The organism is Tardiphaga sp. 839_C3_N1_4 (assembly GCF_051811045.1).
Taxonomy (GTDB): domain Bacteria; phylum Pseudomonadota; class Alphaproteobacteria; order Rhizobiales; family Xanthobacteraceae; genus Tardiphaga.
The window spans coordinates 4,579,698-4,605,630 of record NZ_JBPWQD010000001.1; the positions used below are offsets into that span (position 1 = coordinate 4,579,698).

At 61.4% G+C, this 25,933-nt stretch carries 22 protein-coding genes and 1 tRNA gene; 13 read left to right on the plus strand and 10 right to left on the minus strand.

Annotated features, from left to right (window positions below):
• Positions 1 to 312: 312 nt before the first annotated feature.
• The 4 genes from AB8A38_RS21900 (at position 313) to AB8A38_RS21915 (ending at position 5,906) form a co-directional block, all read left to right on the plus strand.
• Positions 313 to 3,774: a helicase-related protein gene (locus tag AB8A38_RS21900; RefSeq protein ID WP_439087380.1), complete on the plus strand. Its 3,462-nt coding sequence runs from the start codon at positions 313 to 315 to the stop codon at positions 3,772 to 3,774.
• Positions 3,775 to 3,822: 48 nt separating this feature from the next.
• Positions 3,823 to 4,092 (plus strand): RNA-binding S4 domain-containing protein, encoded by a 270-nt coding sequence (locus AB8A38_RS21905; RefSeq protein ID WP_315844133.1) that lies wholly within the window; start codon positions 3,823 to 3,825, stop codon positions 4,090 to 4,092.
• 151 nt (positions 4,093 to 4,243) lie between these two features.
• Positions 4,244 to 4,582 carry a ferredoxin FdxA gene (gene fdxA / locus AB8A38_RS21910; RefSeq protein ID WP_068730400.1) on the plus strand — a complete coding sequence of 113 codons (339 nt, stop codon included), beginning with the start codon at positions 4,244 to 4,246 and terminating at the stop codon, positions 4,580 to 4,582.
• A gap of 259 nt (positions 4,583 to 4,841) precedes the next feature.
• Positions 4,842 to 5,906, plus strand: coding sequence for a CarD family transcriptional regulator (locus tag AB8A38_RS21915; RefSeq protein ID WP_439088581.1), 1,065 nt, complete (start codon positions 4,842 to 4,844; stop codon positions 5,904 to 5,906).
• Between the two features lie 84 nt (positions 5,907 to 5,990).
• On the opposite strand, the gene AB8A38_RS21920 is transcribed toward AB8A38_RS21915, so the two are convergent.
• Both AB8A38_RS21920 and AB8A38_RS21925 read right to left on the minus strand, forming a co-directional pair.
• On the minus strand, positions 5,991 to 7,454 hold the full coding sequence (locus AB8A38_RS21920; protein WP_315844132.1) for a M48 family metalloprotease: 1,464 nt from the start codon (positions 7,452 to 7,454) through the stop codon (positions 5,991 to 5,993).
• Between the two features lie 101 nt (positions 7,455 to 7,555).
• Positions 7,556 to 8,344: a thermonuclease family protein gene (locus AB8A38_RS21925; RefSeq protein ID WP_439087381.1), complete on the minus strand. Its 789-nt coding sequence runs from the start codon at positions 8,342 to 8,344 to the stop codon at positions 7,556 to 7,558.
• 195 nt (positions 8,345 to 8,539) lie between these two features.
• Here AB8A38_RS21925 and AB8A38_RS21930 point away from each other — a divergent pair, with 195 nt between their 5' ends.
• From AB8A38_RS21930 to AB8A38_RS21945, 4 genes are read left to right on the plus strand one after another with little or no spacing between them, the layout of a single operon-like run.
• Entirely contained in the window at positions 8,540 to 9,745 is a 1,206-nt protein-coding gene (locus AB8A38_RS21930) for an ABC transporter substrate-binding protein (protein WP_089267753.1), read from the plus strand.
• A gap of 55 nt (positions 9,746 to 9,800) precedes the next feature.
• On the plus strand, positions 9,801 to 10,589 hold the full coding sequence (locus AB8A38_RS21935; RefSeq protein ID WP_439087382.1) for an enoyl-CoA hydratase: 789 nt from the start codon (positions 9,801 to 9,803) through the stop codon (positions 10,587 to 10,589).
• Positions 10,590 to 10,591: 2 nt separating this feature from the next.
• Positions 10,592 to 11,353: a hypothetical protein gene (locus AB8A38_RS21940; RefSeq protein WP_410001862.1), complete on the plus strand. Its 762-nt coding sequence runs from the start codon at positions 10,592 to 10,594 to the stop codon at positions 11,351 to 11,353.
• A 49-nt stretch (positions 11,354 to 11,402) separates the two neighbouring features.
• Positions 11,403 to 13,529, plus strand: coding sequence for an acetate--CoA ligase family protein (locus AB8A38_RS21945; protein WP_439087383.1), 2,127 nt, complete (start codon positions 11,403 to 11,405; stop codon positions 13,527 to 13,529).
• A 78-nt stretch (positions 13,530 to 13,607) separates the two neighbouring features.
• Here the strand turns inward: AB8A38_RS21945 and AB8A38_RS21950 are convergent, their stop codons facing one another.
• From AB8A38_RS21950 to AB8A38_RS21960, 3 genes are read right to left on the minus strand one after another with little or no spacing between them, the layout of a single operon-like run.
• A complete protein-coding gene (locus tag AB8A38_RS21950) occupies positions 13,608 to 14,414 on the minus strand; it encodes an enoyl-CoA hydratase/isomerase family protein (protein ID WP_439087384.1) in 807 nt (268 codons plus the stop codon).
• A 25-nt stretch (positions 14,415 to 14,439) separates the two neighbouring features.
• Positions 14,440 to 15,600 carry an acyl-CoA dehydrogenase family protein gene (locus tag AB8A38_RS21955; protein WP_120287384.1) on the minus strand — a complete coding sequence of 387 codons (1,161 nt, stop codon included), beginning with the start codon at positions 15,598 to 15,600 and terminating at the stop codon, positions 14,440 to 14,442.
• 27 nt (positions 15,601 to 15,627) lie between these two features.
• Positions 15,628 to 16,692: an acyl-CoA dehydrogenase family protein gene (locus tag AB8A38_RS21960; RefSeq protein ID WP_439087385.1), complete on the minus strand. Its 1,065-nt coding sequence runs from the start codon at positions 16,690 to 16,692 to the stop codon at positions 15,628 to 15,630.
• A 256-nt stretch (positions 16,693 to 16,948) separates the two neighbouring features.
• On the opposite strand from AB8A38_RS21960, the gene AB8A38_RS21965 reads away from it, so the two are divergent.
• Complete coding sequence (locus AB8A38_RS21965; RefSeq protein ID WP_439087386.1) at positions 16,949 to 17,734, plus strand: SDR family NAD(P)-dependent oxidoreductase; 786 nt, start codon at positions 16,949 to 16,951, stop codon at positions 17,732 to 17,734.
• A gap of 74 nt (positions 17,735 to 17,808) precedes the next feature.
• Here AB8A38_RS21965 and AB8A38_RS21970 read toward each other — a convergent pair whose 3' ends face one another.
• Together AB8A38_RS21970 and AB8A38_RS21975 are read right to left on the minus strand one after the other, a co-directional pair.
• Positions 17,809 to 18,078, minus strand: a complete 270-nt coding sequence (locus AB8A38_RS21970) for a GlsB/YeaQ/YmgE family stress response membrane protein (protein ID WP_184512203.1) — start codon at positions 18,076 to 18,078, stop codon at positions 17,809 to 17,811.
• Between the two features lie 27 nt (positions 18,079 to 18,105).
• Positions 18,106 to 18,735 (minus strand): YidB family protein, encoded by a 630-nt coding sequence (locus AB8A38_RS21975; protein ID WP_439087387.1) that lies wholly within the window; start codon positions 18,733 to 18,735, stop codon positions 18,106 to 18,108.
• A 133-nt stretch (positions 18,736 to 18,868) separates the two neighbouring features.
• Here AB8A38_RS21975 and AB8A38_RS21980 point away from each other — a divergent pair, with 133 nt between their 5' ends.
• The 3 genes from AB8A38_RS21980 to AB8A38_RS21990 all read left to right on the plus strand — a co-directional run bounded on the left by AB8A38_RS21980 (position 18,869) and on the right by AB8A38_RS21990 (position 21,393).
• A complete protein-coding gene (locus AB8A38_RS21980; protein ID WP_439087388.1) occupies positions 18,869 to 19,885 on the plus strand; it encodes a 2-dehydropantoate 2-reductase in 1,017 nt (338 codons plus the stop codon).
• Positions 19,886 to 20,360: 475 nt separating this feature from the next.
• The gene (locus AB8A38_RS21985; protein ID WP_231078919.1) at positions 20,361 to 20,618 is read left to right on the plus strand and encodes a hypothetical protein; all 258 of its coding nucleotides are present in this window, start codon (positions 20,361 to 20,363) and stop codon (positions 20,616 to 20,618) included.
• A gap of 310 nt (positions 20,619 to 20,928) precedes the next feature.
• On the plus strand, positions 20,929 to 21,393 hold the full coding sequence (locus AB8A38_RS21990) for a CAP domain-containing protein (protein ID WP_439087389.1): 465 nt from the start codon (positions 20,929 to 20,931) through the stop codon (positions 21,391 to 21,393).
• 21 nt (positions 21,394 to 21,414) lie between these two features.
• Here the strand turns inward: AB8A38_RS21990 and AB8A38_RS21995 are convergent, their stop codons facing one another.
• Together AB8A38_RS21995 and AB8A38_RS22000 are read right to left on the minus strand one after the other, a co-directional pair.
• Complete coding sequence (locus AB8A38_RS21995) at positions 21,415 to 22,140, minus strand: hypothetical protein (protein ID WP_439087390.1); 726 nt, start codon at positions 22,138 to 22,140, stop codon at positions 21,415 to 21,417.
• Positions 22,141 to 22,469: 329 nt separating this feature from the next.
• A complete protein-coding gene (locus AB8A38_RS22000; RefSeq protein WP_439087391.1) occupies positions 22,470 to 22,850 on the minus strand; it encodes a hypothetical protein in 381 nt (126 codons plus the stop codon).
• A gap of 189 nt (positions 22,851 to 23,039) precedes the next feature.
• On the opposite strand from AB8A38_RS22000, the gene AB8A38_RS22005 reads away from it, so the two are divergent.
• Positions 23,040 to 23,116 (plus strand) — tRNA-Arg (locus AB8A38_RS22005).
• Positions 23,117 to 23,176: 60 nt separating this feature from the next.
• Here AB8A38_RS22005 and AB8A38_RS22010 read toward each other — a convergent pair.
• The gene (locus AB8A38_RS22010; RefSeq protein WP_439087392.1) at positions 23,177 to 25,906 is read right to left on the minus strand and encodes a bifunctional diguanylate cyclase/phosphodiesterase; all 2,730 of its coding nucleotides are present in this window, start codon (positions 25,904 to 25,906) and stop codon (positions 23,177 to 23,179) included.
• Positions 25,907 to 25,933 lie beyond the last annotated feature (27 nt).

Consider the following 25,933-nt stretch of genomic DNA (forward strand, 5'->3'; position numbering starts at 1 on the left):
TTGCGACTTTGTTGCAGCCGGCTTGCGACTTTCATGCGACGGGCGCTTGACTCAAAGCCGGTTCGGAGTCCGTGCGCTGTTCATAACTTCGGGGATTTGTCGGCCCTTGTTGCGCTGTCACAAACTTGATCTAGTCAGTCTCGGAGAATGTCAGCGCGAGATGTTGGGGTGATGCGGCCATGGAGGTGCCGAGTCACCGATTCGGGCCGCTTTCGTTCCGGACTCGTTCCAAACCATCAAAAAGTGCGGCTCTGAAGCGTCGTAACCTGTCTCCGTCCTTGACAGTCGGCGGCGCGGAAATATCTGAAAAACATGGCCTTTTTGTCTTCTCCGCCCACGCTGTCCAACGGCAGGGCCCCCGGCGCCGGCGTCACCGCAGTGCTCGGCCCCACCAATACCGGCAAGACCCATCTCGCCATCGAGCGCATGCTCGCGCATTCGTCGGGCATCATCGGCCTGCCGCTGCGGCTGCTCGCGCGCGAGGTCTATAACAAGATCGTCGACCGCGTCGGACCACAAGCCGTTGCGCTGATCACCGGCGAAGAGAAGATCAAGCCCGCCAAGCCGCGCTACTGGGTCTCCACCGTCGAGGCGATGCCGCGGGATCTCGACGTGTCGTTTCTGGCCGTCGACGAAATCCAGATCGCGGCTGATCTGGAGCGCGGCCACGTCTTTACGGACCGCATCCTGCACCGCCGCGGCCGCGACGAAACGCTGCTTTTGGGTGCCGCCACCATGCGCCCGATCATCGAGCGGCTGCTGCCGGGCGCCAGCATCGTGACGCGGCCGCGTCTGTCGCATCTGGAATTCGCCGGCGATCGCAAGATCACGCGGCAGCCGCGCAGGACAGCGATTGTCGCGTTTTCCGCCGATGAAGTTTATGCCATCGCCGAACTCATCAAGCGCCAGCACGGCGGCGCTGCTGTCGTATTGGGCTCGCTGTCGCCGCGCACGCGCAACGCGCAGGTTGCGATGTTCCAGAATGGTGACGTTGACTACTTAGTGGCAACCGACGCGGTCGGAATGGGCCTCAATCTCGACGTCGACCACGTCGCCTTCGCCAGCGATCGCAAATATGACGGCTATCAATTCCGCCGTCTGACGCCATCCGAATTCGCGCAGATCGCCGGCCGCGCCGGCCGCGCCACGCGCAACGGTACCTTCGGCACGACAGGCCGCTGCGAGCCGTTCGAGCCCGAACTCGTCAATCAGCTGCAGAACCACATCTTCGAGCCGGTGAAGGTGCTGCAGTGGCGCAATTCGAAGCTGGATTTCTCGTCGATCGCATCGCTGCAGGTGTCGCTGGCCGAGGTGCCGCGCCACGAGGCACTGACCCGTGCGCCGATCGCCGAAGACCTTCGCGTGCTCGATCATGCCGTCCGTGACGTCGACGTGCGCGAGATGGCGCAGGGCAACGCCGCCGTCGAGAAACTGTGGGACGCCTGCCAGATTCCGGATTACCGCCGCATCGCGCCCGCTGCACACGCAGAGCTGGTAGTCACTATCTTCAACTTCCTGATGCAGCGTGGGCGCATCCCCGATGCCTGGTTTGGCGCTCAAATCGCGCAAGCGGACCGAACCGATGGCGATATCGACACGTTATCGGGCCGAATCGCGCAAATCCGGACCTGGACATTCGTGGCAAATCGTCCCGATTGGCTCTCAGATCCTGATCATTGGCAGGGAATTTCGCGCGAATTGGAAAATAAACTGTCAGATGCCCTTCATGAGAGGCTCACTGAGCGTTTCGTTGATCGTCGTACCAGTGTATTGATGCGCCGCTTGCGGGAAAACACGATGCTGAATACTGAAATTGGTAAGACGGGCGAAGTGATCGTAGAGGGCCATGTGATTGGCCGTCTCGACGGATTTACATTTTTGCCCGATGCGGCCGAGGCTGGCTCGGATGCGAAGGCCTTGCAGGCCACCGCGCTGAAGGCGCTGGCCGGCGAGATCGACGCGCGCGCCGAGAAACTCGGCAACGCGCCGGACGATCAGTTCGTGCTCGCCTCCGACGGCACCATGCGCTGGACCGGCGACGCGGTGGCCCGTCTGGTCGCAGCCGACGATGCGTTGCATCCCCGTCTCCGTATCATCGCCGATGAGCGCCTCTCCGGCGCGCCGCGCGATGCGGTTCAGGCCCGTCTCGATCTCTGGCTGAAGACGCATATCGAGAAGCTGCTCGGGCCGCTGTTCGATCTCACGAAGGCTGAAGACATCACCGGTATCGCGCGTGGCATCGCGTTCCAGCTCACTGAAGCGCTGGGCGTGCTTGAGCGGCAGAAGATCGCGACCGAGATGAAGGATCTCGATCAGCCGTCGCGCGCCGTGCTGCGCAAATATGGCGTCCGCTTCGGCGCCTATCACATTTATATCCCTGGCCTGCTGAAGCCTGCGGGGCGTTCGCTCGCGGCGCTGCTCTGGGCGTTGAAGCAGGACAATGTCGATATGTCGGCGCTGTCGAGCGCACAGCACCTCGCAGGGTCGGGCCGTACATCCTTCCCGGTCGACAAGCTGCTCGATCGCGATGCCTATCGCGTGCTGGGCTATCGCCAATGCGGCGAGCGCGCCGTGCGCGTCGATATTCTGGAACGTCTGGCCGATCTGATCCGTCCCGCGCTGGCGTGGCGTGAAGCGTCTCCGGGCGAGAAGCCCGCGGGCGCCTTTGATGGCCGCCACTTCGTGGTGACGCAGGCGATGACCTCGCTCACCGGTTCGGCCGGCGAAGATTTCGCCTCGATCCTGCGTGCTCTCGGTTATCGCATGGAGAAAAAGGCGCCGCTGCCGCCGGCACCGCCAAAGCCGGTCGCTGCGACGACGCCGATCGAGCCCAAGGCCGATGACAACACGGGCGATCAGCCCGACGCCCTGGTGGGACTTGCCGAGTCCGACAAGCCCGGTGAGGACAATGTCATTGCGGTCGAGGCTGCCGCTGAAGCGGCCGAGACGGCTGAGATCGCGACTGCCGAGACAGCCGCCGATGCAACTGCTGATGCAGCTCCGGTTGAAGAAGCGGCCGCGGTGCCGTCAGCATCGCTGTTGCCTGAAGTCGCGCTGGTGCCCAGCACCGCGCCTGAAGCTGCGCCTGTTGAAGAGACGGCTTCCGTCGAAGCGCCGCCAGAGCCCGCTGCGGCCATTGTCGAAACCGGGACTGCTGCCGAGACCGCACCTGCTGCAGTGGCCGATGCTGCTGCGCCTGCCGAGGGCGACGCCGCCGCGGCTCCTGCCGTCGCTGCCGAGCCCGAACTGGTCGAAGTCTGGCGCCCGGGTGGCCGTTCGGAAGAACGCCGTCCGCCGCGCCACGATCGCAACCGCCACCATCGCAATACCAACGCCCCGCAGGGCGCTGCGCAGTCGGCTCCCGCCGAAGGCGCCGTGGCCGATGGCGCGCAGCGCGAGCGGCATGACCGCGGAGGCCAGGGCCGCCGTGATCGCAACAATAACAACGAGTTCCGCCGTCCGCGCAGCGACGCGCCGGCCGCCGCGGTCTCCGCCGAAGGTGCGCCGAACCGCGACAACCGTGGCAATCGCGGTAACCGCGACAGCAAGCCGGGCGAGGGTGGCCGTCCGCCGCGTGAGCGCGAACGCTTCCAGGGCAAGGGCAAAGGCCCCTTCAAGGGCGGCGACAAGGGCCGTGGCAACGACCGCGGCGGTGCAACCCGCCCGTTCGCCACATCGGCCGCACCGCGCGAACGGGACCGTCCGATCGATCCGAACTCCCCCTTCGCGAAACTCGCCGCGCTCAAGGAGCAGCTCAGCGGCCGCAAGGATTGATACAGGTCATGTGAGGCGGCGCCGTGCCGCCATTTGGTGGTGTGCTGATTGGAGCGCCAGCGTCTTGATAAATGGCTGTGGCACGCGCGGGTGGTCAAGGCCCGCACCAGTGCCGCTGCGCTGGTGCAAGGCGGCAAGGTTCGCATCAATGGCGAGCGCGAGAAATCGCCGGGCCACGGTGTGAAGATTGGCGACGTCCTCACGGTGGCGCTGGATCGCACCGTGCGGGTGATGAAGGTCGAGGGCTTCTCGGAACGGCGCGGCGATGCCACTGCGGCGCGTGTGCTCTATACCGATTTGCAACACGTTCCGGAGTAACTATCTAAGCCAGACGCCGCGTCCAACGATGGTTTTGTGGCAGGCTTTTCCCTTGGTCGAAATGCCCTGACCTATGCCGGCCGCATCCCTTGCGGCAGCGGGGTTGGTGCGCTACGCAAACACTGAATATCGATCGTTTCCGGAGTTCTGGATGACTTACGTCGTCACCGACAATTGCATCAAATGTAAATACACCGACTGCGTCGAAGTCTGTCCCGTGGACTGCTTCTACGAGGGTGAAAACATGCTGGTCATCCATCCGGACGAATGCATTGATTGCGGTGTCTGCGAGCCCGAATGCCCGGCGGACGCGATCAAGCCTGATACCGAAGGCAATATCGAGAAGTGGCTGCAGATCAATCTGGAACACGCCAAGACGTGGCCGAACATCACCCAGAAGATCGACGAACTGCCCGAAGCCAAGGAATTCGACGGTCAGGAAGGCAAGTACGAGAAGTATTTCTCGGCGGCGCCTGGCAAGGGCGACTGAGTTCCCCGGTCACAGCGATCAAGCAATTGATTGGGTGACCCCGATACCCCCAGCCACACGAAATTTACCCTAGCCCCGATTATGCCCCGGAAGCGGCCGCCGAGCGGCCGCGACAGGGCATAAATCATTGATTTTTGCGGGAAATGTGCTATAATAGGCACAATTCAAGAAGCTGGACCATGTGGTGCCGCTCGATTTGGCCCTGCCGGGTTCCCGTTTAAACATCAAACAGGGGCGTGGCGGTTTCCACGCGCAGGCTGTGTCACAGAAAACGCGTAAAAAGAGTGTTTCCAAGGCTGCTGTTTCGAAGAAGGCTACTGCTTCGAAGGTTTTGGATCCGAAGGCTTCCAAGAAAACAACTGCGGCGAGCCGCGTTGTGAAGGGTCCTGCTGCGAAGAATTCTGTCACCAAAGGCCGTGCCCGGGCCCCTGTCAAGGACACCCGGACCGCCGCGAAGGCTGCGGCTGAAAAGTCCTCCAAAAATAAAAGAAGTGCAATGCCCAACAAGACTGCCAAACCTGCCCCGAAGGCTGCTGCTTCGAAGACCACTGCCGCCAAGCCTGCTGCGCCGAAACCGGCCGCGAAGGCTCCTGTGGCCAAGGCTCCGGTTGCTGCGCCTGCTGTGAAGGCTGCTGCGCCGAAGGAAGCTGCCAAGGTTGCTGCAAAGCCCGTGGGCGCCAAGCCGGCGCCTGCTGCGGCTCCACGCGCCGAAGAGCCCAAGAAGCCACTGACCCAGCGTCAGGGCTTCAAGACCAACGAATTCGTTGTCTATCCGGCGCATGGTGTTGGCCAGATTCTCGCCATCGAAGAGCAGGAAATTGCAGGCGCCAGGCTTGAACTCTTCGTGATCAATTTCATGAAGGACAAGATGACCCTGCGCGTTCCGACCGCGAAGGTCGCGAATGTCGGCATGCGCAAGCTGTCCGAGCCGGCGCTGGTCAAGCGCGCGCTGGAGACGCTGAAGGGCCGTGCCCGCATCAAGCGAACCATGTGGTCGCGCCGCGCACAGGAATACGAAGCGAAGATCAACTCGGGCGATATCGTTGCGATCGCCGAAGTGGTCCGAGATCTGTTCCGCTCCGACTCGCAGCCCGAGCAGTCCTACAGCGAACGTCAGCTGTATGAAGCAGCTCTCGATCGTCTGTCGCGCGAAATCGCTGTGGTCCAGCACGTCACCGAGACCGAAGCGGTCAAGGAGATTGAAGGCCAGCTCGCCAAGAGCCCGCGCCGTGGCGCCAAGGCCGAGGCAGGCGCCGAAGCCGGTGCTGACGAGGCCGACAGCGATGGTGACGATGATGTCGCCGCCGCGGACGAGGCTGCATAAGCAGCGTCTCGCAAGTTGAATACGAAAAGCCCGGCCGAGAGGCCGGGCTTTTTTGTTGTCGATGAGCAAGTAGCTGGGTGGATTTCAATCCACCACGACCTTGACGCGGTCGCGGGCTTTCACGCTGGCATTGTTCTCGAGCCCGTTCAATACGCGGAAGCGCTCCAGTGGACGATCGACGCCGCTCATGCGATGCGACAGTGACTCCACGGTGTCTCCGGGCTGCACGGTGATCACCTTGATGCGCAGCGGACGGGCGGCCTGAATCTCGGCCAGCGTCAGGCGGCGGAACGAGTTGACCGTCTCGCGGGCGTTGCGTTCGCTCTCGGTGCTCTTCTGCTTGGCAGCGAAGATGAAGCGGTAGACGTCGCTGCCGAAGCGCAGCGCGTAAACGCGGAATTGCCACTGGTCGCCGCGCGCGATGGCGGACGCTGCCGGGAAGCCGTTGATGGTCAGCTCTTCCGTGGTGGCTTTGTCGACATTCTCCATCCATCCGGAATTGAGGTAGTCGCTCAGCGTCTGTTCGGAAGGTACGCGGACCACGTCGAAGCGCATGGCCTGACTGCCGCCTTCGCGCACGCCGATCACCGCCTGCGCCGTATTGTCGAGGGTGAAGGCCTCCGGCGCCTGGAAGGTGAAGCCGAGCTTGGGATGCAGGAAGCGGCGGCCACGCACGAAACCCTCGCTCGGGTCCTCGCCATAGACGATGCCGTCGATGGCCGAGAGATAGGTCTCGCGATCGCGCTCGCCGCCGTCGGGCGAGGAATATTGCCGCGCATTGGCTTGCGCATTCTGCACGCGCTCGGGCGTCGCCGGATGGGACGACAGGAAGTCCTGCGCGCGGGGATCGAGCGGCGTGCGGCTGGCCTTCAGCGCCGCGTTACGCTCCATCGCAGCGAGAAAGCGCGACGCGCCATAGGGATCGAACTTTGCGCGGGCCGAGATGCCTACGCCTATGCCGTCGGCTTCGAATTCCTGCGCGCGCGAGAAGCTCGCCATTGTCAGTTTGGATTTGGCGAGCGCGAGCGCAGTGAGATCGGGATCGCTGCCCATATCGGTGACGACGCGCGTGACGATCGATGCCTGCCGTGCCTGCTCTTCGCGGATGGACGCGTGTTTGGCGAGCACATGCGCCATCTCGTGCGACAGCACCGATGAAATCTCGGATGTATCGCTGGCCAGCGCGATCAGGCCGCGCGTGACATAGAGTTGTCCGGTCGGCAGGGCGAAGGCGTTGACGGCGCCCGAATTGAGGATCGTGACCTTGTAGGCCAGGTCTGGTCGCTCAGAGGCAGCGACCAGCCGATCGACGGTCTTGGTGATCAGTGATTCCAGCCGCGGGTCGTCATAGGCGCCGCCATAGGATGCGAGGATGCGCTCGTGTTCTTTCTCGGCGGCCGGGGTCTGCACGACGGCCGGCTTCGGCGGTTTGGCCGCTACCGTTGGCTTGACCGACGAGGCGGCCTCGAACCGGCTGGCATCGCCGCAGGCCGACAGAGCAAGCGCAGCGCACAGCAGGGCCGGCGCAGCCCAAAGGCGGCGGCTCAAGCTGGTTTGCCGTCCCACACCCGTCACGTCGTCCACTCTCTGCCCAAACAGCCCATTCGCCCAAATCATCTTCGCTCAAGCGATCTTGCTGCCCAAGTGGCCTACTTGTCCCCGACCACTTCGATCTGCCACACCCCGAGCGCCTCGATCCGCGGCCCGCCGCGCCTCTCGATCCATCCCCGAACGCGAATATGCCGTCTTTCCAGAGACTTAAGCATAATTCCTGCCGTCTCGAAGGCGGCCATCATGCGCCTTGAAACAGTCACCGCAAAGTCCTCAGTCCAGCGACGCCCGAAATTGACGTAGGTCACCGTCCCAGCTTGGCGAACCGACAGAACCCGCCCCTCGACCACCCCGAAACGCCCCACATCGGCCAAGATATCGCCGGGACTTTCCGCGTTTTTTATGACGTTGGTTTGAGCCCAGATTCCGCGCTTCGACCGGCGGGCTGAGCCTTCCGCAGCGGCGAGTTCCGCCGCACAGGCTTTATCCGAAACCGTTCCGGAGGCGAGGGCAGCGCCCTGCGCCAGAAGCTGCGCCTGGAGCGACGGCGCAGCGGGATCGACGAAGACAAAAGCCGGTTGTCGGCCGTAGCGATCCGGCATGTCGCTTTCGCCGTACAAGGTGACATCACGGCCGGCAATCAATGCGAAGAGATCATTCGTCGGCCTTGATGAGTTTGCGATCGGCTCGATCCCCGCCAGACGGATTACGTTGCCGTCGCTCAAACGTAATGTTCTGACATCGATCACGTCGGCGACGCGACCTTCGCCCTGCGCGGCAAACATGCAGGTGGCCGACGCAGATTGCGCGGATGTTGAAATGCCGATCACTGCCAGCAACAGCGTTGCGGCATGCGACACGTCACACTTTGCAGATGCGGCACGCATCACGCCACCTTGCGAGCTCCGGTCAACCTCTCGTCGATCATAGCAAGCAATCCATTCCGCTTTGCGGAAAACCTTGATGTCTTTGCAGCTATTCTTGGCAGCGCCGCCGCTTGCCGCTGTTGTTCCATTGCGGCATGATCGCGATAACAACAACACCGCGCACGAACAACAACGGCGCGTCCGAGGGAGGGACTTTTGAAGAAGATCATTTCAGGTCTGCTGGCGTCAGCAATGGCATTCGCGGCCACAAGTGCCATGGCGCAGACCAAGCCGCTGAAGCTCGGCGCGATTCTCGATATGTCGGGCCTGTATGCCGATATCACCGGCGTCGGCAGCGAGACCGCTGCGAAGATGGCTGCGGAAGATTTCGGCGGTGAAGTGCTGGGCCGCAAGATCGAGATCATTGCTGCCGACCATCTCAACAAGGCTGATCTGTCCGCCAACATTGCGCGCGACATGCTCGACAATCAGGGCGTCGAGGCGATCATCGACGTTGCAGCATCGGCGACCGCACTGGCTGCGAGTGAAATCGCACGCGCGCGCAACAAGATCATCATCTTCAACGGCCCGGGCTCGATCCGCCTCAGCAACGAGGCCTGCGGCCCCTATACGGTGCATTACGTGTTCGACACCTATGCGCAGGCCAATGTGACCGGCCTCGCCACCGTGAAGAACGGCCTCGACACCTGGTTCTTCCTGTCGGCCGACTATGCATTTGGCGCGGACCTCGAGAAAGACACCACGGCCGTCGTTACCAAGGCCGGCGGCAAGGTGCTGGGCTCGGTCAAGCATCCGCTGAATACGTCCGACTTCTCGTCCTTCCTGCTGCAGGCCCAGAGTTCCAAAGCCAAGGTTGTCGGCCTCGCCAATGCCGGCGGTGATACGATCACCGCGATCAAGCAGGCCGCCGAATTCGGCCTGACGCGCAGCGGTGGCCAGAAACTGTCGCCGCTGCTGGCCTTCATCTCCGATATCGACAGTGTCGGTCTTGATACTGCGCAGGGCCTAATCCTGGCAGAAGCGTTCTATTGGGATCTCAATGACGAGACGCGCGCGTTCACCAAGCGTTTCCAGGAGCGCACCAAGCGCGTACCGACATCGGCCCAGGCCGGCGTCTATTCATCGGTGCTGCATTATCTCAAGGCCGTGAAGGCCGCCGGCACCACGGACTCGGCGCCAGTCATGAAACTCATGAAGGAGACGCCGATCAACGACATGTTTGCCAAGAACGGCCGGATTCGCGAGGACGGCCGCATGGTGCATGACATGTACCTGTTCGAGGTGAAGAAGCCGTCGGAATCCAAGGGCCGCTGGGACGACTACAAGCTGCTGGCGACCGTTCCCGCAGAGCAGGCATTCCAGCCGCTGGAAGCCTCGCGCTGCCCGCTGGTAAAAAAGTAATTGTCGGGGCCTGAGGCTTGCCGGACGATCAAGAACAACAACAAGGAGCGCAATCATGAGCGACATCGTCCTGCAGGACCTCGATAACGGTCTTCTGACTATCACCATGAATCGTCCGGATCGGCGCAATGCGCTCAATCCGGAGATGACACAGGGCCTGGTCGCGGCGGCTCGCCGCGCGCAGGAAGATCACGACGTCCGCGCCGTCCTCATCAAGGGCGCGGGCGGTACGTTCTGTGTCGGCGGTGACGTCAAGTCGATGGCCGCGGGCCGCGCACCGCTGCCGTTCGAGGCCAAGCGCGCCAACCTGCGCCGCGGCATGGAAGTATCGCGCCTCCTGCACCAGATGGCGAAGCCGGTGGTGGCGCAGCTCGACGGCGCTGCCGCGGGCGCTGGCCTCTCCATCGCGCTGTCCTGCGATCTGCGCGTCGCCGCAAGCTCGGTGAAGATCACCACGGCCTTCGCCAAGGTCGGCTTCTCCGGCGATTATGGCGGCACCTATTTTCTGACCAAGATGCTCGGCAGCGCCAAGGCACGCGAGCTCTATCTGATGTCGCCGGTGCTCTCCGCACAGGAAGCGCTGGCGCTCGGCATGGTGACCAAGGTTGTCGACGACGCCGAGGTGGAGAAGGCGGCGCGTGACCTGGCAATGTCACTCGCGCAGGGCCCGAGCATCACCTACGGCTACATCAAGACCAACATCAACAATGCCGAGTCGATGACGCTCGAAGCCTGTTTCGACGGCGAGGCGATCCATCACACCCGCTGCAGCGATACCGACGATCACAAGGAGGCCGCCAAGGCCTTCGTCGAGAAGCGCAAGCCGGTCTTCAAGGGGCAATGATCATGAGCCAGATGCGGTTGCGGCAAGTTTGTCTGGTCGCTCCGCATCTGGAGCCAGTGGTGAGCGATATCGCGGCCATTCTCGGCCTCGATATCTGCTACCGCGACCCCCATGTCGGCAAATACGGTCTCGAAAATGCACTGATGCCGGTTGAGGCGACGTTGCTCGAAGTGGTCGCGCCGACGCAGCCGGGCACGGCGGCTGGGCGGTTCATGGAGAAATCCGGCGGGCGCGGCGGCTATATGGTGATCCTGTCCTGCGAGGATCCTGACGAGCGCGGGCGCTTCGCCGCCAGCATCGGCGTGCGCACCGCCAATGTGATCGATCATCCGCCCTATCACGGCGTGCAATTGCATCCACGCGATTGTCGGGCTGCCTTTATCGAATTCAATCACACCAAGGACAGCGACGACGATTTTGGGCCGTATCCGCCGGCCGGTCCGGACTGGCAGGAGGCGATCCGCCACGACATCACGCGCGCGCTCACCGAGGTCGAGCTGCAGAGTCCGGACCATTACGATCTGGCGCAGCACTGGAGCAATATCATCGGCGTGCCGCTGACCTCCGCCCGCAACGACGATCCGCAGATCGCGTTCACGAACGGCTGTTTACGCTTCGCCAAGGGCAAGAGCGAAGCGATGACCGGGATCACTTTTCGCGTCAACGACGTCGCACAGGTGCTCGGCAGCGCACGGGCACGCGGATGTCCCTGCGCCGGCGATGCATTTCTGCTGGCCGGGGTCACGTTTCGCGTCGTTGCGTGAGCGCGGCAATCGCCGCACGATCAGGCAACAACGATAAACCGGAAACGCCATGACTGTGACACGTCCGCATCCGCTGGACTCGTTCTTCAATCCATCCAGCATCGCCATTATTGGCGCCTCCCGCGATGTCACGAAGATCCCGGGCCTGCTTCTCTCCTTTCTGCGCAAAAACAAGTTCTCTGGTGCGATCTATCCGGTCAATCCGAACTATCCGGATATCGATGGGCTCGCGTGCTATCCGACCATCGAAGCCATCGGGCAGCCGATCGACCTCGCCATCGTGATCATTCCTGCGCGCGTCGTGCTCGGCGCGCTTGAGGACTGCGCGAAACTCGGCGTCAGGCATGCGATCATCATCTCTTCCGGCTTTGCGGAAGAAGGCGGCGATTCCATCGCCATGCAGGACGCCATTGCGGCACTGGCCAAGCGCACGGGGATGCGGATCTCCGGACCGAATGCGGAGGGGTATTACAACAAGATTGCCGGCATTGCTGCTACCTTCAGCCCGACCGTCGATGTAAGGCCGGATCAAATACCGCTGGTCGCTACCACGAAGCGGATCGGTATCGTCGCCCAATCCGGCGGCATCGGCTTTGCGATCTATAACCGCGCCAAGTCGCTCGGCATTGCTTTGAGCACCGTGATCTCGACCGGCAACGAATCCGATCTCGGTGCCGGCGAATTCTTCGACTACATGGTGCAGGATACAGCAACCGACGTGATCCTGCTGTTCATCGAGGGCATTCGCGACGTCGACAAATTTCTCGCCGCGGCTCGCAAGGCGGCGGAGCTCGGCAAACCGGTCATCGTCGTAAAGGTCGGCCGCTCCGGTGCTGGCGAGCGCGCAGCAGCCTCGCATACTGCCAGCATGGCGGGCTGGACGGCCGCCTATGATGCGGTGTTCGCGCGCTATGGCTTCATCGTCTCCAACGATCTCGATGAAGCGGTGACCATCGCCGCCGTGCTGACCACGTCGCCGCTGCCGAAGGGCGATCGCGTCGCGGTCATCACCGTCTCGGGCGGCGCAGGTATCTGGGGCGCTGATGCCGTGTCGGCGCAGGGGCTGCAGGTGCCCGAATTGTCGGACGACGTTCAGGCGACGATTCGCGGGCTGATCCCGTCCTACGGGTCGCCGCACAATCCGATCGATATCACGGCCCAGGCGGTGCACAGCGGGGGGCTGCAAAAGACCATCGAATTGCTCGACAGGTCTGACGAGGTCGATGCAATTCTGGTCGTGATTTCGCTGTCGAGCGAGACGCGGATGCCGTTCAAGACGCCGGAGCTGAAGCCGCTCATTGCTGCGCAGAACAAACCGATCGTGTTCTGGTCTTATACGCTGCCGTCCAATTTTGCGCGCACAGGTCTCGCCGAGTCCGGCGTCGTCGTTTTGTCAGGGCTCGCCCATGTCAGTGTCGCGTTGCGGCGACTTGTTGATCACGCAAAATTCAAGCTTGCAGAGCCGGTTGCTACAGCGGCACCTGCGCAGAATGATCTGGCTGAGCATCTGACCGCGCCGACGCTCTCCGAGTATGACAGCAAGACGCTGTTGCAGATTGCCGGTGTCGCGCTGCCAGGCGAGGTTCTTGTCACCGACAGATCGGCGCTGAATGCGGCGATTGCCGAGATAGGCTTCCCGCTGGTGATGAAAATCCAGTCGCGCGACATTCCGCACAAGAGCGAGGTTGGCGGCGTCAGGGTAAATATCACCACGAAGAATGAAGCCGCAGCTGCCTATGATGCGCTGACCGCCAGCGCCCGGCAGCACCGACCGCAGGCCGCGCTGCAGGGCATGCTCGTTTCGCCGATGGCCAGGAAGGGTGTCGAGATCATCGTGGGCACACTACTGGACGAGACCTTTGGGCCGATGGTGATGGTCGGCCTTGGTGGAGTGACGGCGGAATTGTTCAAGGACGTGGTCTATCGTCCGGCGCCGGTGAGTGCCGATGAGGCTGCTTCCATGCTAGGCGTACTCAAGGCCGCGCCGTTGCTGAACGGATTTCGCGGGACGGCGAAGGCTGACGTGTCCGCAGCAGCGGAGCTGATTGCACAGATCTCGCAGCTTGCGGCGCAGTTCGAGGGCGAGATCGCGGAGATCGAACTCAATCCCTTGCTCGTGCATCCGGCGGGCGAGGGCGTCACCATCGTCGATGCGTTGGTGGTGAGGAAGGGGTAGCGCGGCCGTCAAATAAAAATGGCCGGGGCGATCCCGGCCATTTCACAGTGAGGTTTGAAAAATAAACCCGACGGGGACTTAGCGCCCCTTGAAGTTCGGCACCCGGCGTTCGGCAGTCGCCGCAACGCCTTCCTTGAAATCTTCTGTCTTACGCAGGCGCGTTTGCTCGGCCAGTTCGTGCTCGGTCGCCTTGGCCACGCGATCGGCGAGGCCGCCCCGCATGGTGGCGCGGGTCGAAAGCAGGCCGAGCGGCGAGCATTCCGCGATTTCTTCCGCAAGCTTGATGGCGGCGTCGCGGACCTCGGCCTGCGGCACCAGCACATTGGCGAGGCCCATCTTCAAGGCTTCTTCACCGCCGACGCGGCGCGATGTATAGAACATCAGCTCGGCGTTGTTCTTGCCGATCAGCTCGGTCAACGCCACAGTGAGGCCGAAGCCGGGATGGAAGCCGAGCTTGGTGAAATTGGCAGCGAAGCGCGTTTCCGGGCAGGCGACGCGGAAATCGGCCGACACCGCGAGGCCGAGGCCACCGCCGATGGCCGCGCCCTGGACGGCCGCAACGATTGGCTTCTTGGCGCGGAAGATGCGTACGGCTTCCATATAAAGATGCCCGATGGAGCCGAGATTGTCGGCGGGGTCGCCGCTCTTGGCGGCGGCCTCGGTTTCCTTGCGGTTCGGGTCGCTGAAATCGGCGCCGGCGCAGAATGCCTTGCCCTGCGCGCATAGAACCGTGGCGCGGATCTCAGGATTGGCGTCGATCTCGTCGAGCGCATTAGCGATCTGCTGGATCAGCATGATGTCGAAGAAATTCAGCGGCGGCTTGCGGATCTCAATGATCGCAATGTGGCCACGGGTCTCGACGGCGATGTCTTTGTAGGTGGTCATGATGGCTCTCTGTTGAATGGATGGATCAGCGCAGACCAAGACCGCGCGCGATGATGCCGCGCAGGACTTCGGTGGTGCCGCCCTGAATGGTGAGTTTCGGTGCCGTCTTGATGGCGAAGCCGAGCATTTCGTCCAGCGTGGCGTGGTTCGAGGCGTTGTCGTCGACGAAGGCCGCGAGTTCGCGCACGCGATGGGGCAGCTGCTGCTCCCAGATCGTACCGATATCCTTGACGATGGACGCTTCCACCACCGGCTCCTTGCCGGCCTGCAGCATGCCGGCCACCGACACCGACATGCGGCGCATCGTGTGCAGCTGCGCGACAAGGCGGCCGATGCCTTCGGCGCTGCGGGTGTCGGGTTTGGGTCCGACAGCGCGGACCAGTTCGGTCAGCACGTAATAGGTCTCAAGGAAACGTTCGGGACCGGATCGCTCGTAAGCGAGTTCTGAGGTGGCCTGTTTCCAGGCGCTGTCGATCTCGCCCAGCATGTGGTCGTCGGGCACGAAGTGATCGGTGAACACGACTTCGTTGAACTCATACTGGCCGGTGATCTGCGCGATCGGATTCACCGTGATCCCGGGCTTCTTCATATTGACCAGAAACTGCGTCAACCCGTGGCGGCGGTTTTCCTTGGTCGGGGCCGAAGTGCGGAAGATCGCGATCATGTAGTCGGCCATATGGGCCGAGGTCGTCCAGATCTTGCTGCCGTTGATGAGCCAGCCGCCGTCGGTCTTGGTGGCCTTGGTCTTGGCAGCAAACAGGTCGGAGCCGGAATTCGGTTCGCTCATGCCAATGGAGAAACAGACCTCGCCGCGGCAGATGCGCGGCAGGATGTCCATCTTGATATGCTCGGGGGCGTATTTCAGCAGCACCGGGCCGCTCTGGCGGTCGGCGACGAAAAAGCGGCGCACCGGCGCGTTGGCCACGCGCATCTCTTCGGTAACGACGTAGCGTTCGAGGAATGAGCGCTCGTGGCCGCCATATTTCTTGGGCCAGGTCATGCCGAGCCAGCCGCGCTCGCCGACGCGTTTGCTGAATTCGGGATTGTCCGAGTCCTCGCGCTGGGGCTTGTGCGGATCGAAAGTGCCGGCGGCGATTTCTTCGGCGAGAAAAGCGCGTACTTCCTTGCGCAGCTGCTCGCATTCGGGCGGCAGGCGGATCGGATCGAAACGAAGGGCTGCAGTCATGTGAAAGATCTCGTTTCTTATGTTCGATCAGCGCGACGCGACCAGAGGCCACAGCTCGTCGGCACCGCGCGCGGCGACCAGTTTGCCGAGCTCGACCGCCCAGTAGCTTTCGCTGCCGAAATCATCGCGCCATGCCAATGCGCGCAGCGTGTAGCGATGCAGGATGTGTTCCTGCGTGAAGCCGATGGCACCAAGAATCTGATGCGCAATGGCGGCGCCCTTTTCGGCGGCCTCGGAGCAACGGATCTTTGCAGCGGCGGCCTCGAGGAAGAGCGCGTCATCGAGCGGTGCGCCGCTGGAGAAGGCATCAGCCGCGGACCTGGCAGCGGCGAGGGCTGCCGAGGTCTCGCCCGCTAGCTTCGCCAGATTGTGCTGCACCGCCTGGAATTTCGAGATCTTCTTCTCGAACGCCACGCGCTCGCCGGAATAGTTCACGCCGATGCCGAGTATGGTTTCCAGTGCCCCGGCAATCTGCTGGCTGCGCACGAGTGCGCCCATCAGCAACAGCGCGTTCTGATCGAAGCCCGATGGTGCAGATTGAAGGGTCACCGGCTTCACAGCGTCGAAATGCACCGTGTCGGAGGGGTCATCGGCCAGACCGAGCCCAGCTTCAATCCGGCAGGCGCTGGCGTCCACCAGGGCAATAGAGTCGCCGCCAATGCCGGAGGCGACGACGGCGATGCATTTCGCATCCGTCGCGAACGGCACGCCACGTGCGCGGCCTGTGATTGTACCATCCGCGTTGAGCGTGAGGCGATCGCGCGGGTTTGCCGGCGCGACGGTCATCATGCCTTCCGGCGATTTGATCTGGGCCTGCGCGAGCAGCCAGCCCGCCAGCATGGTCTCGGCGAGCGGTACAGCAACGCCAGCGCGGCCGGCGACGCTGAGGACGCTGAAACCTTCGGCCATGCTGGTGCCGGAGCCGTCGCACTCTTCAGGCACCCATGAGAGCGGCAGTCCTGCATCGGCCAGTGCCTGCCAGAGCGGCGCTTTCCAGCTGCCGTTCTTGTCGTGATTGATGGTCTGTGCGTCAGCGAGATCGGCGAAAATACGTTCCGCGGTTTCCGCAACGATATTGTCTGCGTCCGTCAAGGCGTTCCCCGTGTGCTAGCGCATCTCATTCGGCAGGGAATGCCGGGCATGGGCGCTGCCACTTTTCTTGCATTCATGATGCGGAAAAGGCGAAGGGAAGACAAGCGGGCTGGCCGCAGAGGGGCCTGCGGTGGCGGCATGATGTGTTGGTGCAGCGCAATTTAATTCCGCAAAGCGAACTTGCGCCGCGTTGTATACCAGCGCGGCCTCATTATGGTAGATCGCATCAGCGTCGGAACAAGCAGAGGAAATGCAGATGGCAAGTGACGGTTTGTGCGTCGTGATTACAGGGTCGGCATCGGGGCTTGGTGCTGCGACCGCGGCCATTCTCGCCAAGGACGGTGCTCGTATTGTCATCAACTATTCGTCGAGCCAGAAGGAAGCCGAAGCCACTGCCGAGCTGTGTCGTGACGCGGGTGCAACCGAAGTCATCGTGGTTCAAGGCGATGTATCGAAGGACGATGATTGCAAGAACATCGTCGCGGCTGCCCAGCACTGGGGGCGGATCGATGCGCTGATCAACAATGCCGGCATGACCAAGCATGTGCCGCATCACGATCTCGATGGCCTGACCGCGGAAGATTTCCAGCGCATCTACGCGGTCAACACGATCGGGCCCTATCAGATGGTGCGTGCGGCGCGCACCTTGCTCGAAGCCGGCGCCAAGGCGTCGGGTCGTGCTTCGGCCGTCGTCAATGTCTCGTCGATGGCCGGTATCACAGGCGGCGGTTCGTCGGTCGCCTATGCCGCCAGCAAGGGTGCGCTGAATTCGATGACGCTGTCGCTTGGCCGTGCACTGGCTCCGCTGATCCGCGTCAATACGGTCTGCCCCGGCTATATCGATACGCCCTGGTTCACCAAAGGTCGTGGTGCGGACGGCGCTGCTAAAGTTCGCGATGCCGTGATCGCGCGAGTTCCGCTGAAGGTGGCCTCGACCGCGGAGGACGTCGCCGCCCTGATCTGCTTCCTCGCCACGTCGCAGTCGAGCAATATGACGGGCGAATTGGTGCGGATGGATGCCGGCATGCATCTGCTGGCCTGATCGGAAGCCTGCGTCAAACAGCAAAAAAGCCTCGGTGATGGCCGAGGCTTTTTTCATTCTCGATTGCAGGTAGGTCAGCGATTGCCCGGATCGGAAATCACGTTACGGGCAACCAGCCTGTTCCAGATGAACAGCACCACGAGGGCGCCGATCGTGGCAGTGATGAAGCCGGCACCCTGGTTCGGGCCGTAATGGCCGATCTGTTGGCCGATGAATGTCGCCAGGAATGCGCCGGCAATACCCAGGATCGTGGTCAGGATGAAACCGCTGGGATTGTTAGGTCCTGGCGACAGAAGGCGGGCGATAATGCCAGCGACAAAGCCCACAACGAGAATCCAGATCATAGCAATATCCCCTCTTTCAAGTGCGCGTTAAACCCAGCTGGACTTAACTTCGTCTTCCGTGGGTAGCCGGCCATGCGGTGTGAACTGATTAACGGCATCGGGCAGCTCGTTGCTCAGCTCTGCGAGAAGCTGTTCACGTGACATGCCGGTGCGCGACGTCAGTTGCGCGATCTGATCGGCGCCAAGTGCGGCGCCGAGATCGTTAGGCGAAATCTGCTTGTTCGGGCCGGAACTGACCCAGGAATCCGCGGCGTCGCCATGGCCGTTCTGCTGGAACTGCTTGAGCAGGTCGCCGAGGCCACCGCTGAGCACGCTGCCGGCGGCACCGCCCGCCAACAGACCGCCGAGCGGGCCCTTCAGAAGGTCGCCGAGGCCGCCACCGCCTGCTGCAGTGCCAGAATTTCCGCCGAGGAGGCCGCCAAGCATACCACCGAGGCCGGTATCTTGCGCGCTGGCCTTTGTTGTATTCGGCGGCGGGATTTCTTGCGCGTGCCCCTGTGCCGCCGGTTGGCTACCAGTGAAGTGCTTGTAGCCTTTGTAGGCGAGCAGCGCGAGGATCGCCATCGTCATCGGCGACATGCCGCCGCTCTTGTCGTCGGGATCGCTGGGGCCACGCGGCCCGTTGGCCATGCCATTCAGAATGTCGAGCAAACCCATGATCATCTCCTGTTCTGCCAGCCCGGCGAAAGCATAGCTGCGCGGTATGACGCCTACAAGGCGCGTCGGTTCCGCCGATAGGCAGCGCTGCGGCATTTTGCTAGTAACGGATGCTGGATGAACGGGAGATGACGTGATCGAAACGCGACCCATTTGTATCGCCGGTGCCGGCAGTATCGGCTGTTTCGTGGGTGGCATCCTGGCGGCAGCCGGCCGTGACGTCGCCATACTGGCGCGGCGGCGCATCGTGGACGGCATCGAGGCGCACGGTCTGAGGCTGACGAGCTTCGAGGGCCTAGATCAATGTCTCGCCCCCGACCAGCTGCGCCTGTCGGATGACCCCGCCATCATGAGTGAGGCGAAGATCATTCTGGTCGCGGTCAAGAGCGGCGATACGGCGGAGATGGCGAGACTGATCGCGAATCATGCTGCGAAAGACGCGATCGTCGTCAGCCTACAGAATGGTGTCGGCAATGTCGGGGTCCTGCGCGCAACCCTGCCCGGGCGCCGTATCCTCGGCGGAATGGTGCCATTTAATGTCATCGCAAAGGGCGATGGTCATGTTCACCGCGCAACGTCAGGAAACATCGTCGTCGAACGCGATGGGGCCGATACCGCTTCGGCGCTATCCGTGCCTGATCTTGCGGTCCTTGCGTGCGACGACATCGTCGCTGTCCAGTGGGGCAAGTTGCTGGTCAATTTGAACAACGCGCTCAATGCGCTGTCGGATATACCGCTGCGGTCGCAGCTGGCACAGCGCGCGTGGCGCTCGTTATTCGCCGATCAAATGGCGGAAGGCCTAGCCGTTCTGAAGGCGGCTGGTATCAAACCCATCTCGGCAACACCGATTCCCGCGTGGCTGACACCGCATTTGCTGCGGCTGCCTGACGGCCTGTTCAATATGCTGCTCGGGCGGACCATGAAGATCGATGCAAATGCGCGCTCGTCCATGTGGGAGGATCTGCAGCGCGCCCGCCGCACCGAGATTGATTATTTGCAGGGTGTTGTCGTTGAGCTGGCGGCAAAATATCAGATCGCGGCTCCGCTTTCGCTGCGCGTGATGACACTGATCAAGCACGCAGAGACGTCAGGCAGGGGATCGCCCGCACTCATGCCAAATCAGATTCGCAGTTACCGTGACATTGATTGAGCCGAAGGGAGCGTCGGACCGGCTTCGGCGCTATCATTACGAGAATGTTACTAATCATTTCGGCTACTATCGGCGGACTCAACTATCCGAATGTTCAAATCGCCTCTGCCGGTCAATGCGATGGTACCATTATCCGTTGCATTCGCATCAACCCGATGATTCTCCGTTAAATATCAATTGCCGATGCGCGTCGGTGAATTCTCAGTAAATGAGATGTAAAGAGTCTTTTAGCCCGTCATTCGCGGGTAAGTAGCAGTTCGCGTCGTAAAGACGGCTCGCAGGAGTACGGCTAGTTCAATACTGAACATCATGATGTGACATCAGGGGCTATGTCATTCGCGACATCTTTAGTATAGAAGGCCGCGTGATTTGACGGTGGTTCGCGCTTCGTGCGCCGGGCCGGGCGTTTGATCCTTTCATAATCATCGGCAAAGCGTGTGCCGGTCGAATTATTCAACTAACAATCGGAGCTACAATGGCCAAGAAAGCGAAAAAGAAACTCGTCCGTCGCGAGTACACCAAGGAAGACGTAAAGATCCTGAAGGCGCATTCGAAGGCTCAGACTCCGCTTGAGAAGATTTCCAAGGAGATGAAGCGTACCGGTGGTTCGCTGCGTCAGAAAGCCATCAAGCTTGGCATTCCGCTCGGTCATCGTCGCCGTAAGGCGAAAAAGGTTGCCACGAAGGCTACCAAGGTGACCAAGACTGCAAAGGCCAAGAAGGCCAAGAAGTAAGCTTCCGTACTGAACGAAGCCGGCCTGAAGTGCGTTAGCGCTTCGGGCCGTTTTCTTGGGTGGAGCGATCGATGCGAACCTTATTTTTGAAGGTCTTGAAGCGGAAATCCTTCGCCGCTATCGCTGTGGTTGCGGCGATACTGAGCATGGGTGCCATCGCACCCGCATTTGCGGTTCCTCCGACGGTCACTCCCTCGCCGGGTTATGATGCCCGGCTTGCCGAACAACGGCGTGCGGCTGAAGTGCAGGCGCCTGCCCATGTCCGCAAGCCGTTGCCGCGACCTCCTGCGCAACGTCGTCGCTATAGTCATTGAAGCTGACCCGTGAAGCGATTTTCATGAATCACGGCCCCATAAGGTTGTTTGTGCTGTGTGGCGTGTTGGTCGCGGCAACCATGGGCGAGGCCAGAGCGGCTGATTATGCGAGCCAGATCAGTGCCTTCCGCCGGGCGCACAAGCTCTCCTCTGTCACGCTGGACAGTAAACTGAATGCGGTCGCGCTTGCTCAGGCGCAGGCGATGTCATCCAGCGGTAAGGTCAGCCATGAGGTCGGCGGTGTTTTCTCCGCACGCGTGGGGAAGCTCCGCAAATCCAAAGCAGCTGAAAATATCGCGGCGGGCTTCCTGACATTTCCCGAAACGTTGAAGCAATGGGAAGAGAGCCCAAGTCATCGCGAGAACCTGCTCATGTCCGGCGCGCGCAAGGTCGGCGTCGCTTACGTCGCCAATCCCAAGTCGCCCTACCGGATGTTCTGGGCGATGGTGATCACGGATTGATACTTGATGGGGCGTTACGCCTTAGGTGCGCTTGGTCTTGGCCGGCGCGGGCGTGCCGAATAGCGCGTCCTTGATGTCTTTCAGCCCCGATGACAATTTGGACCACCCGCAGGCAAGCGGCTCGGTCGTGCAATCTGGCTCCTTGGCGCGCACTTTGGGCCGAGGCCTGGGTAGCACGACAGGTTTCACGTCGCTTGGGGTTTCCGCAGTCTGCCGAAAGTCCGTTTCGAGCGCAGCTTGGGTTTGTGCCTCGCGCTGCTTTTCAGCGAAGGCGGCGACGATGACGCTGCGACGCTGATTGTCCAGATAGATCTTGTACTGCTCGTCGATCGCCTTCTGTTCAGCCGTGGTTGGGTTCGGGCCAGCGATATCAAAGCTGCGGTTCTGCATGAAGTCGTGATATGTATAGCCGCCACCGCGCTTGCGCCGTCCCGCGAACTTGCTTTCGCAATCCGACAGCGCCACAGCCTTGGCGTCTTTCGAAGCCGTCGATTTTTCGATGCGTTCGGCGCAATCCTCATAATCCGCCGGCGCGGCAGTCCACCATTGCGCATGAGCAGGCGAAGACATCAACGCGAGACCGGAGAGTGATGCGGTCGTCAGTAGCGCAAATATGAGTGACTTGTATGCGGACAAATGAGCCACGTGGGTTCCGATGTAGATAACAAACCCAATTCTCGCCATTTGTGGGCCATTTTTCAACCTCGGATGTGTTACTTCTCCCCGCTTTTGGAGCGAGTGCAGCATGACTGCATCAGTGCGGTCATGTGGTCAGCAGACCGGCGTTATTTCGCGATACAACGCTGATGTGGAAGTGTTTCAGGGCAGAGATCTGTTGCTGCACTCATATCACTGAAATTGATGACTTCAGAGTTTTGAGTCATTCTTGACAGTAGTTTTCGGATCGCGCTGCTACTCGACGCGCAATCACCTACACGGGACCACACGTAGTTCGCGAAGCGATGGGCTCACGTCCGATGCGGTGCCGTCGTTTCGTGCGCCTGGGACTCTATCCGATAACAGACACGAAAAAGGGCGGTCCTTTGGGCCGCCCTTTTTCTCAGATGTCAGTTGTATTACTGGCAGATGTGTAGTCGGCCATCCTCGCCGCGGAACCAGGTTCCCGGCTGACAAACGAAGCCCATGCGCTGTGCGTAGGAATCGTGCGGGACGCCATTGTAGCCATCATAGGAATTGTAGCTGTTCCGGAACGGCGCAGTTGCGATGGCCCCGGCGGTACCCACAGCCGCACCCGCTACACCAACCGCACCGCCAACCATGCCTGCCGCAACGTCACCCGGCCAGAAGCCCGAATCACGATAGCCGCCATCGACCGTGCTGGCTCGGTATTCCAGCGTGGCCTGTGTCCGGCGATTCATCGGATCCTTTGCCATCACCGGCGTAGCCATCAAGCCAGAGACCACGGCAGCAGCAGCAAGAAGTTTCATCTTTGTCATGCGGGATTCTCCAACGTTATTATGACAACCAGCCAACGATGGGCGGTCTGAGACGTTCCGCGGTCCCGATCTTTTAGGGCCATGTGACGCCGGTTCCGGTCCCGTCCTATTTGAACTGACAACGGGTAGCGATGATCGAACGGCTCTGGTATGGAACTGTCCATGCCCGGTGTTCCTGACCGGGATCGCGGTCCCGTAGCTCAGCCGGATAGAGCGACGGTTTCCTAAACCGTAGGTCGCATGTTCGAGTCATGCCGGGATCGCCAGCTTTCCTTCTGTTTAGCCCAAAACAGGCCATTTTCGCGACGACTTCGGACCTGCTGGTGTCAGGCGACGGCGATCTCGCGCTTCTGGAGCATGGCGCGAATCTCTCGTGACGGCTTGGCGGCACTGAAAAGAAAACCCTGCATCTGGGTACAACCGAGCATACGCAGTGCGTCGAGTTGATCGGCTGTCTCAACGCCCTCCGCCGTGGTGATCATGTTGCGGGCGGCAGCGATGGTTACAACCGCCTGTACGATGGATGACGATCCGCCGGGCGCTACGATGTCCCGGATGAAACTGCGGTCGATCTTGACCTTGTCGAACGGGAATCGCTGCAGATAGCTGAGCGATGAATAGCCGGTCCCGAAATCGTCCAGCGCGATCCCGACACCGATGCCGCGGAGCTGATGGAGGATCGCGAGCGCCATCTCGTCATCGCGGATCAGCACTGTTTCGGTGATCTCAAGTTCGAGTCGGTGAGCCGGCAAATTTGCTGCCACGAGAGCTCGAGCGACATTCAAGGCCAGGGTCTGCGTCGTGAATTGAATCGGCGATACATTGACAGCGAGCTTGATCGGCACCGGCCAGGAGGCCGCCTCAGCGCATGCCGTTCGCAACACCCATTCGCCGAGTTCGGTAATCAGGCCGGTTTCTTCGGCGATCGGAATGAACTCTGCCGGCGAAATCATGCCACGAACCGGATGTCGCCAGCGGAGCAACGCTTCGCAGCCAGTGATCTCGTTGCTGGCGATATCGATGACGGGTTGATAGTGAACCTCAAGTCCGCCTTCCGCGAGTGCCTTCCGCAGATCCTGCTCCAGCGCACGCCGCACCCTTGCGTCTTCATCCATGGCAGGTTCGAAGAAGCGAAAGGTGCGCCGCCCAGCGGCCTTGGCGCTATACATTGCGAGATCTGCGTGTCGCAGCAATTCGTCGAGATCGGAGCCGTCATCGGGGGCTACGGCGATTCCGATGCTGGCATCGGTCGTGATCTGGTGGCCTAGGCATTCATAGGGCTGCCGGATGGCCTCATAGAGCGGCACCATCAGGTGGGTGACATCGCTGCGGCGAGCAATTCCCGTATGCACGATGGCGAATTCGTCGCCGCCCAGGCGCGCGACAAAGCCGGCATTACCGACACAGCTGCGCAGCCGCGTGGCAACGATTTTCAGCAGTTCGTCGCCGATCGCATGGCCGAGCGTGTCATTGACGCTTTTGAACTCATCGATATCGATATAGAGAATCGCAAATCGCGCGCTGTCGTGGAGCGTTGCGATTTCCGCTTCGAGGCGCTCACGGAACATCACCCGATTGGGGAGATCTGTCAGAGCATCGTAATGCGCAAGATGGGCAATGCGCTCTTCCGAACGTTTGCGATCGGTGATGTCCTCGAGCGTCGAGGCCCAGCCGCCGTCCCCCGATCTCTGAACGAGGATCTGGACCGAGCGACCGTCAGGCGTAGTCAGCAGCGTATCGTGGACGGGGCCTTCAGCGACGCTTCGCAAGAACGACGTGCAGTATTCGTCGACATCGCCGATGAAGGTTCCGTTGTCCTTGCGATGCTGGATGAGGTCGCGGAAATAGCAGCCTGGCTTCACGATCTTGTCGGATAGTCCGAACATGTCGATGAAGCGCTGATTGCAGACGACCAGCCGGCCATAGGCATCGAACAACAGCAGGCCCTGCGTCATATTGTTGATTGCAGTATCGAGATGCGTCGATTTTTGCGCCAGCATCCGCTCGGCCGAGCGGTGTTGGCGGTTCAGTTGCCGGACGATCAGGAACAGTGTCGCCAGGATCACCAATGCGGCAAGCGTCGCACCGATGATTTGATATTTGGTCTGCTCACGCCAGTCATGCAGTGCCGCGGGCATGCTGGTGGTCGCTACGATCATCACCGGAGCTGCCGCGAGGCGCCTTGCAGAGCCCAATTCGTCTTCCCCGTCGATGGGGCTGATATAGTGCCCCGTCGAGGTGCCGCCCGACGACCAGAGGTCCTTGAAAACTGAGCTGTTACTGAGGTTCTGGCCGATAACGGTTTCGTTCTGCGGATAGCGAGCAAGCACGGTGCCGTTGCGGTGGATCATCAAGATCTTGGCGTCTTTTTCGAGCGCGAGGGATGCGAAGAAGCTCTCGAAGTGAACCGGCTCGACGCCGCGGCTGATAATGCCCATGAATTCGCCATGGCGTCCGATCAGCTTGCGCGAAAACACGGCGGTCCATGCACCAGTCACCCTGCTGATGACGGGCTCGGCCAATACGACCGTGGGTCCGTTGTCGGCCTGCAGCGTCTGGAAATGCTGACGGTCGGCGATGTTGATGGCCGGCACCGGCCAGGTTTCCGACGAGTTGAGCAGCTTGCCTTCGGAATCGAACAGGTTGATGCCGCCGACATAGGGCAGGCTGCTGAGCTTGGTGCGCAGCATGCGGTGGACGTCGATCCCCGACATCAGATGCTGGTAGGCGGCGCTGTTCTGGATGTTGGCCGACTTCATATAGGTGATGACGTCGTTCTGGATGCCCTGCAGGTCTCCGAACTGCTGGTCGAAGTGTCGCGCGACCAGCAGAACCGTATTTTCCAGTTCGCGTTTCTTGCTCTCGATGGCGCGGTCTCGGAAATGGACGGTGATGTAGGCGGTGCCGATGGCGATGGCGGTAATCAGCAGGCAACCGCACAGGATGAGGCCTTGGATCGGCCCGCCTTGAAATCGGAAACGGCCCAGCGCGGCGAAGCCAGCAAGGCCGCCAGCGCCATCAGACCGTTCCCTCGACTTTGCGTCGTTTTGCCCCATGCGTAGTTTTGTACCGGGGGGACCGCC

Bases quoted from the DNA above. Each gene is read 5' to 3' on its own strand.
- AB8A38_RS21970 (WP_184512203.1), bottom strand. From the start codon at position 18,078: ATGATCTGGATTCTCGTTGTGGGCTTTGTCGCTGGCATTATCGCCCGC.
- AB8A38_RS21955 (WP_120287384.1), bottom strand. From the start codon at position 15,600: ATGACTGCAGCCCTTCGTTTCGATCCGATCCGCCTGCCGCCCGAATGC.
- AB8A38_RS21935 (WP_439087382.1), top strand. From the start codon at position 9,801: ATGAGCGACATCGTCCTGCAGGACCTCGATAACGGTCTTCTGACTATC.
- AB8A38_RS21900 (WP_439087380.1), top strand. From the start codon at position 313: ATGGCCTTTTTGTCTTCTCCGCCCACGCTGTCCAACGGCAGGGCCCCC.
- AB8A38_RS21965 (WP_439087386.1), top strand. From the start codon at position 16,949: ATGGCAAGTGACGGTTTGTGCGTCGTGATTACAGGGTCGGCATCGGGG.
- AB8A38_RS21975 (WP_439087387.1), bottom strand. From the start codon at position 18,735: ATGGGTTTGCTCGACATTCTGAATGGCATGGCCAACGGGCCGCGTGGC.
- AB8A38_RS21985 (WP_231078919.1), top strand. From the start codon at position 20,361: ATGGCCAAGAAAGCGAAAAAGAAACTCGTCCGTCGCGAGTACACCAAG.
- AB8A38_RS21950 (WP_439087384.1), bottom strand. From the start codon at position 14,414: ATGACCACCTACAAAGACATCGCCGTCGAGACCCGTGGCCACATTGCG.
- AB8A38_RS21995 (WP_439087390.1), bottom strand. From the start codon at position 22,140: ATGCTGCACTCGCTCCAAAAGCGGGGAGAAGTAACACATCCGAGGTTG.
- AB8A38_RS21940 (WP_410001862.1), top strand. From the start codon at position 10,592: ATGAGCCAGATGCGGTTGCGGCAAGTTTGTCTGGTCGCTCCGCATCTG.
- AB8A38_RS22000 (WP_439087391.1), bottom strand. From the start codon at position 22,850: ATGACAAAGATGAAACTTCTTGCTGCTGCTGCCGTGGTCTCTGGCTTG.
- AB8A38_RS21925 (WP_439087381.1), bottom strand. From the start codon at position 8,344: ATGCGTGCCGCATCTGCAAAGTGTGACGTGTCGCATGCCGCAACGCTG.
- AB8A38_RS22010 (WP_439087392.1), bottom strand. From the start codon at position 25,906: ATGGGGCAAAACGACGCAAAGTCGAGGGAACGGTCTGATGGCGCTGGC.
- AB8A38_RS21945 (WP_439087383.1), top strand. From the start codon at position 11,403: ATGACTGTGACACGTCCGCATCCGCTGGACTCGTTCTTCAATCCATCC.
- fdxA (WP_068730400.1), top strand. From the start codon at position 4,244: ATGACTTACGTCGTCACCGACAATTGCATCAAATGTAAATACACCGAC.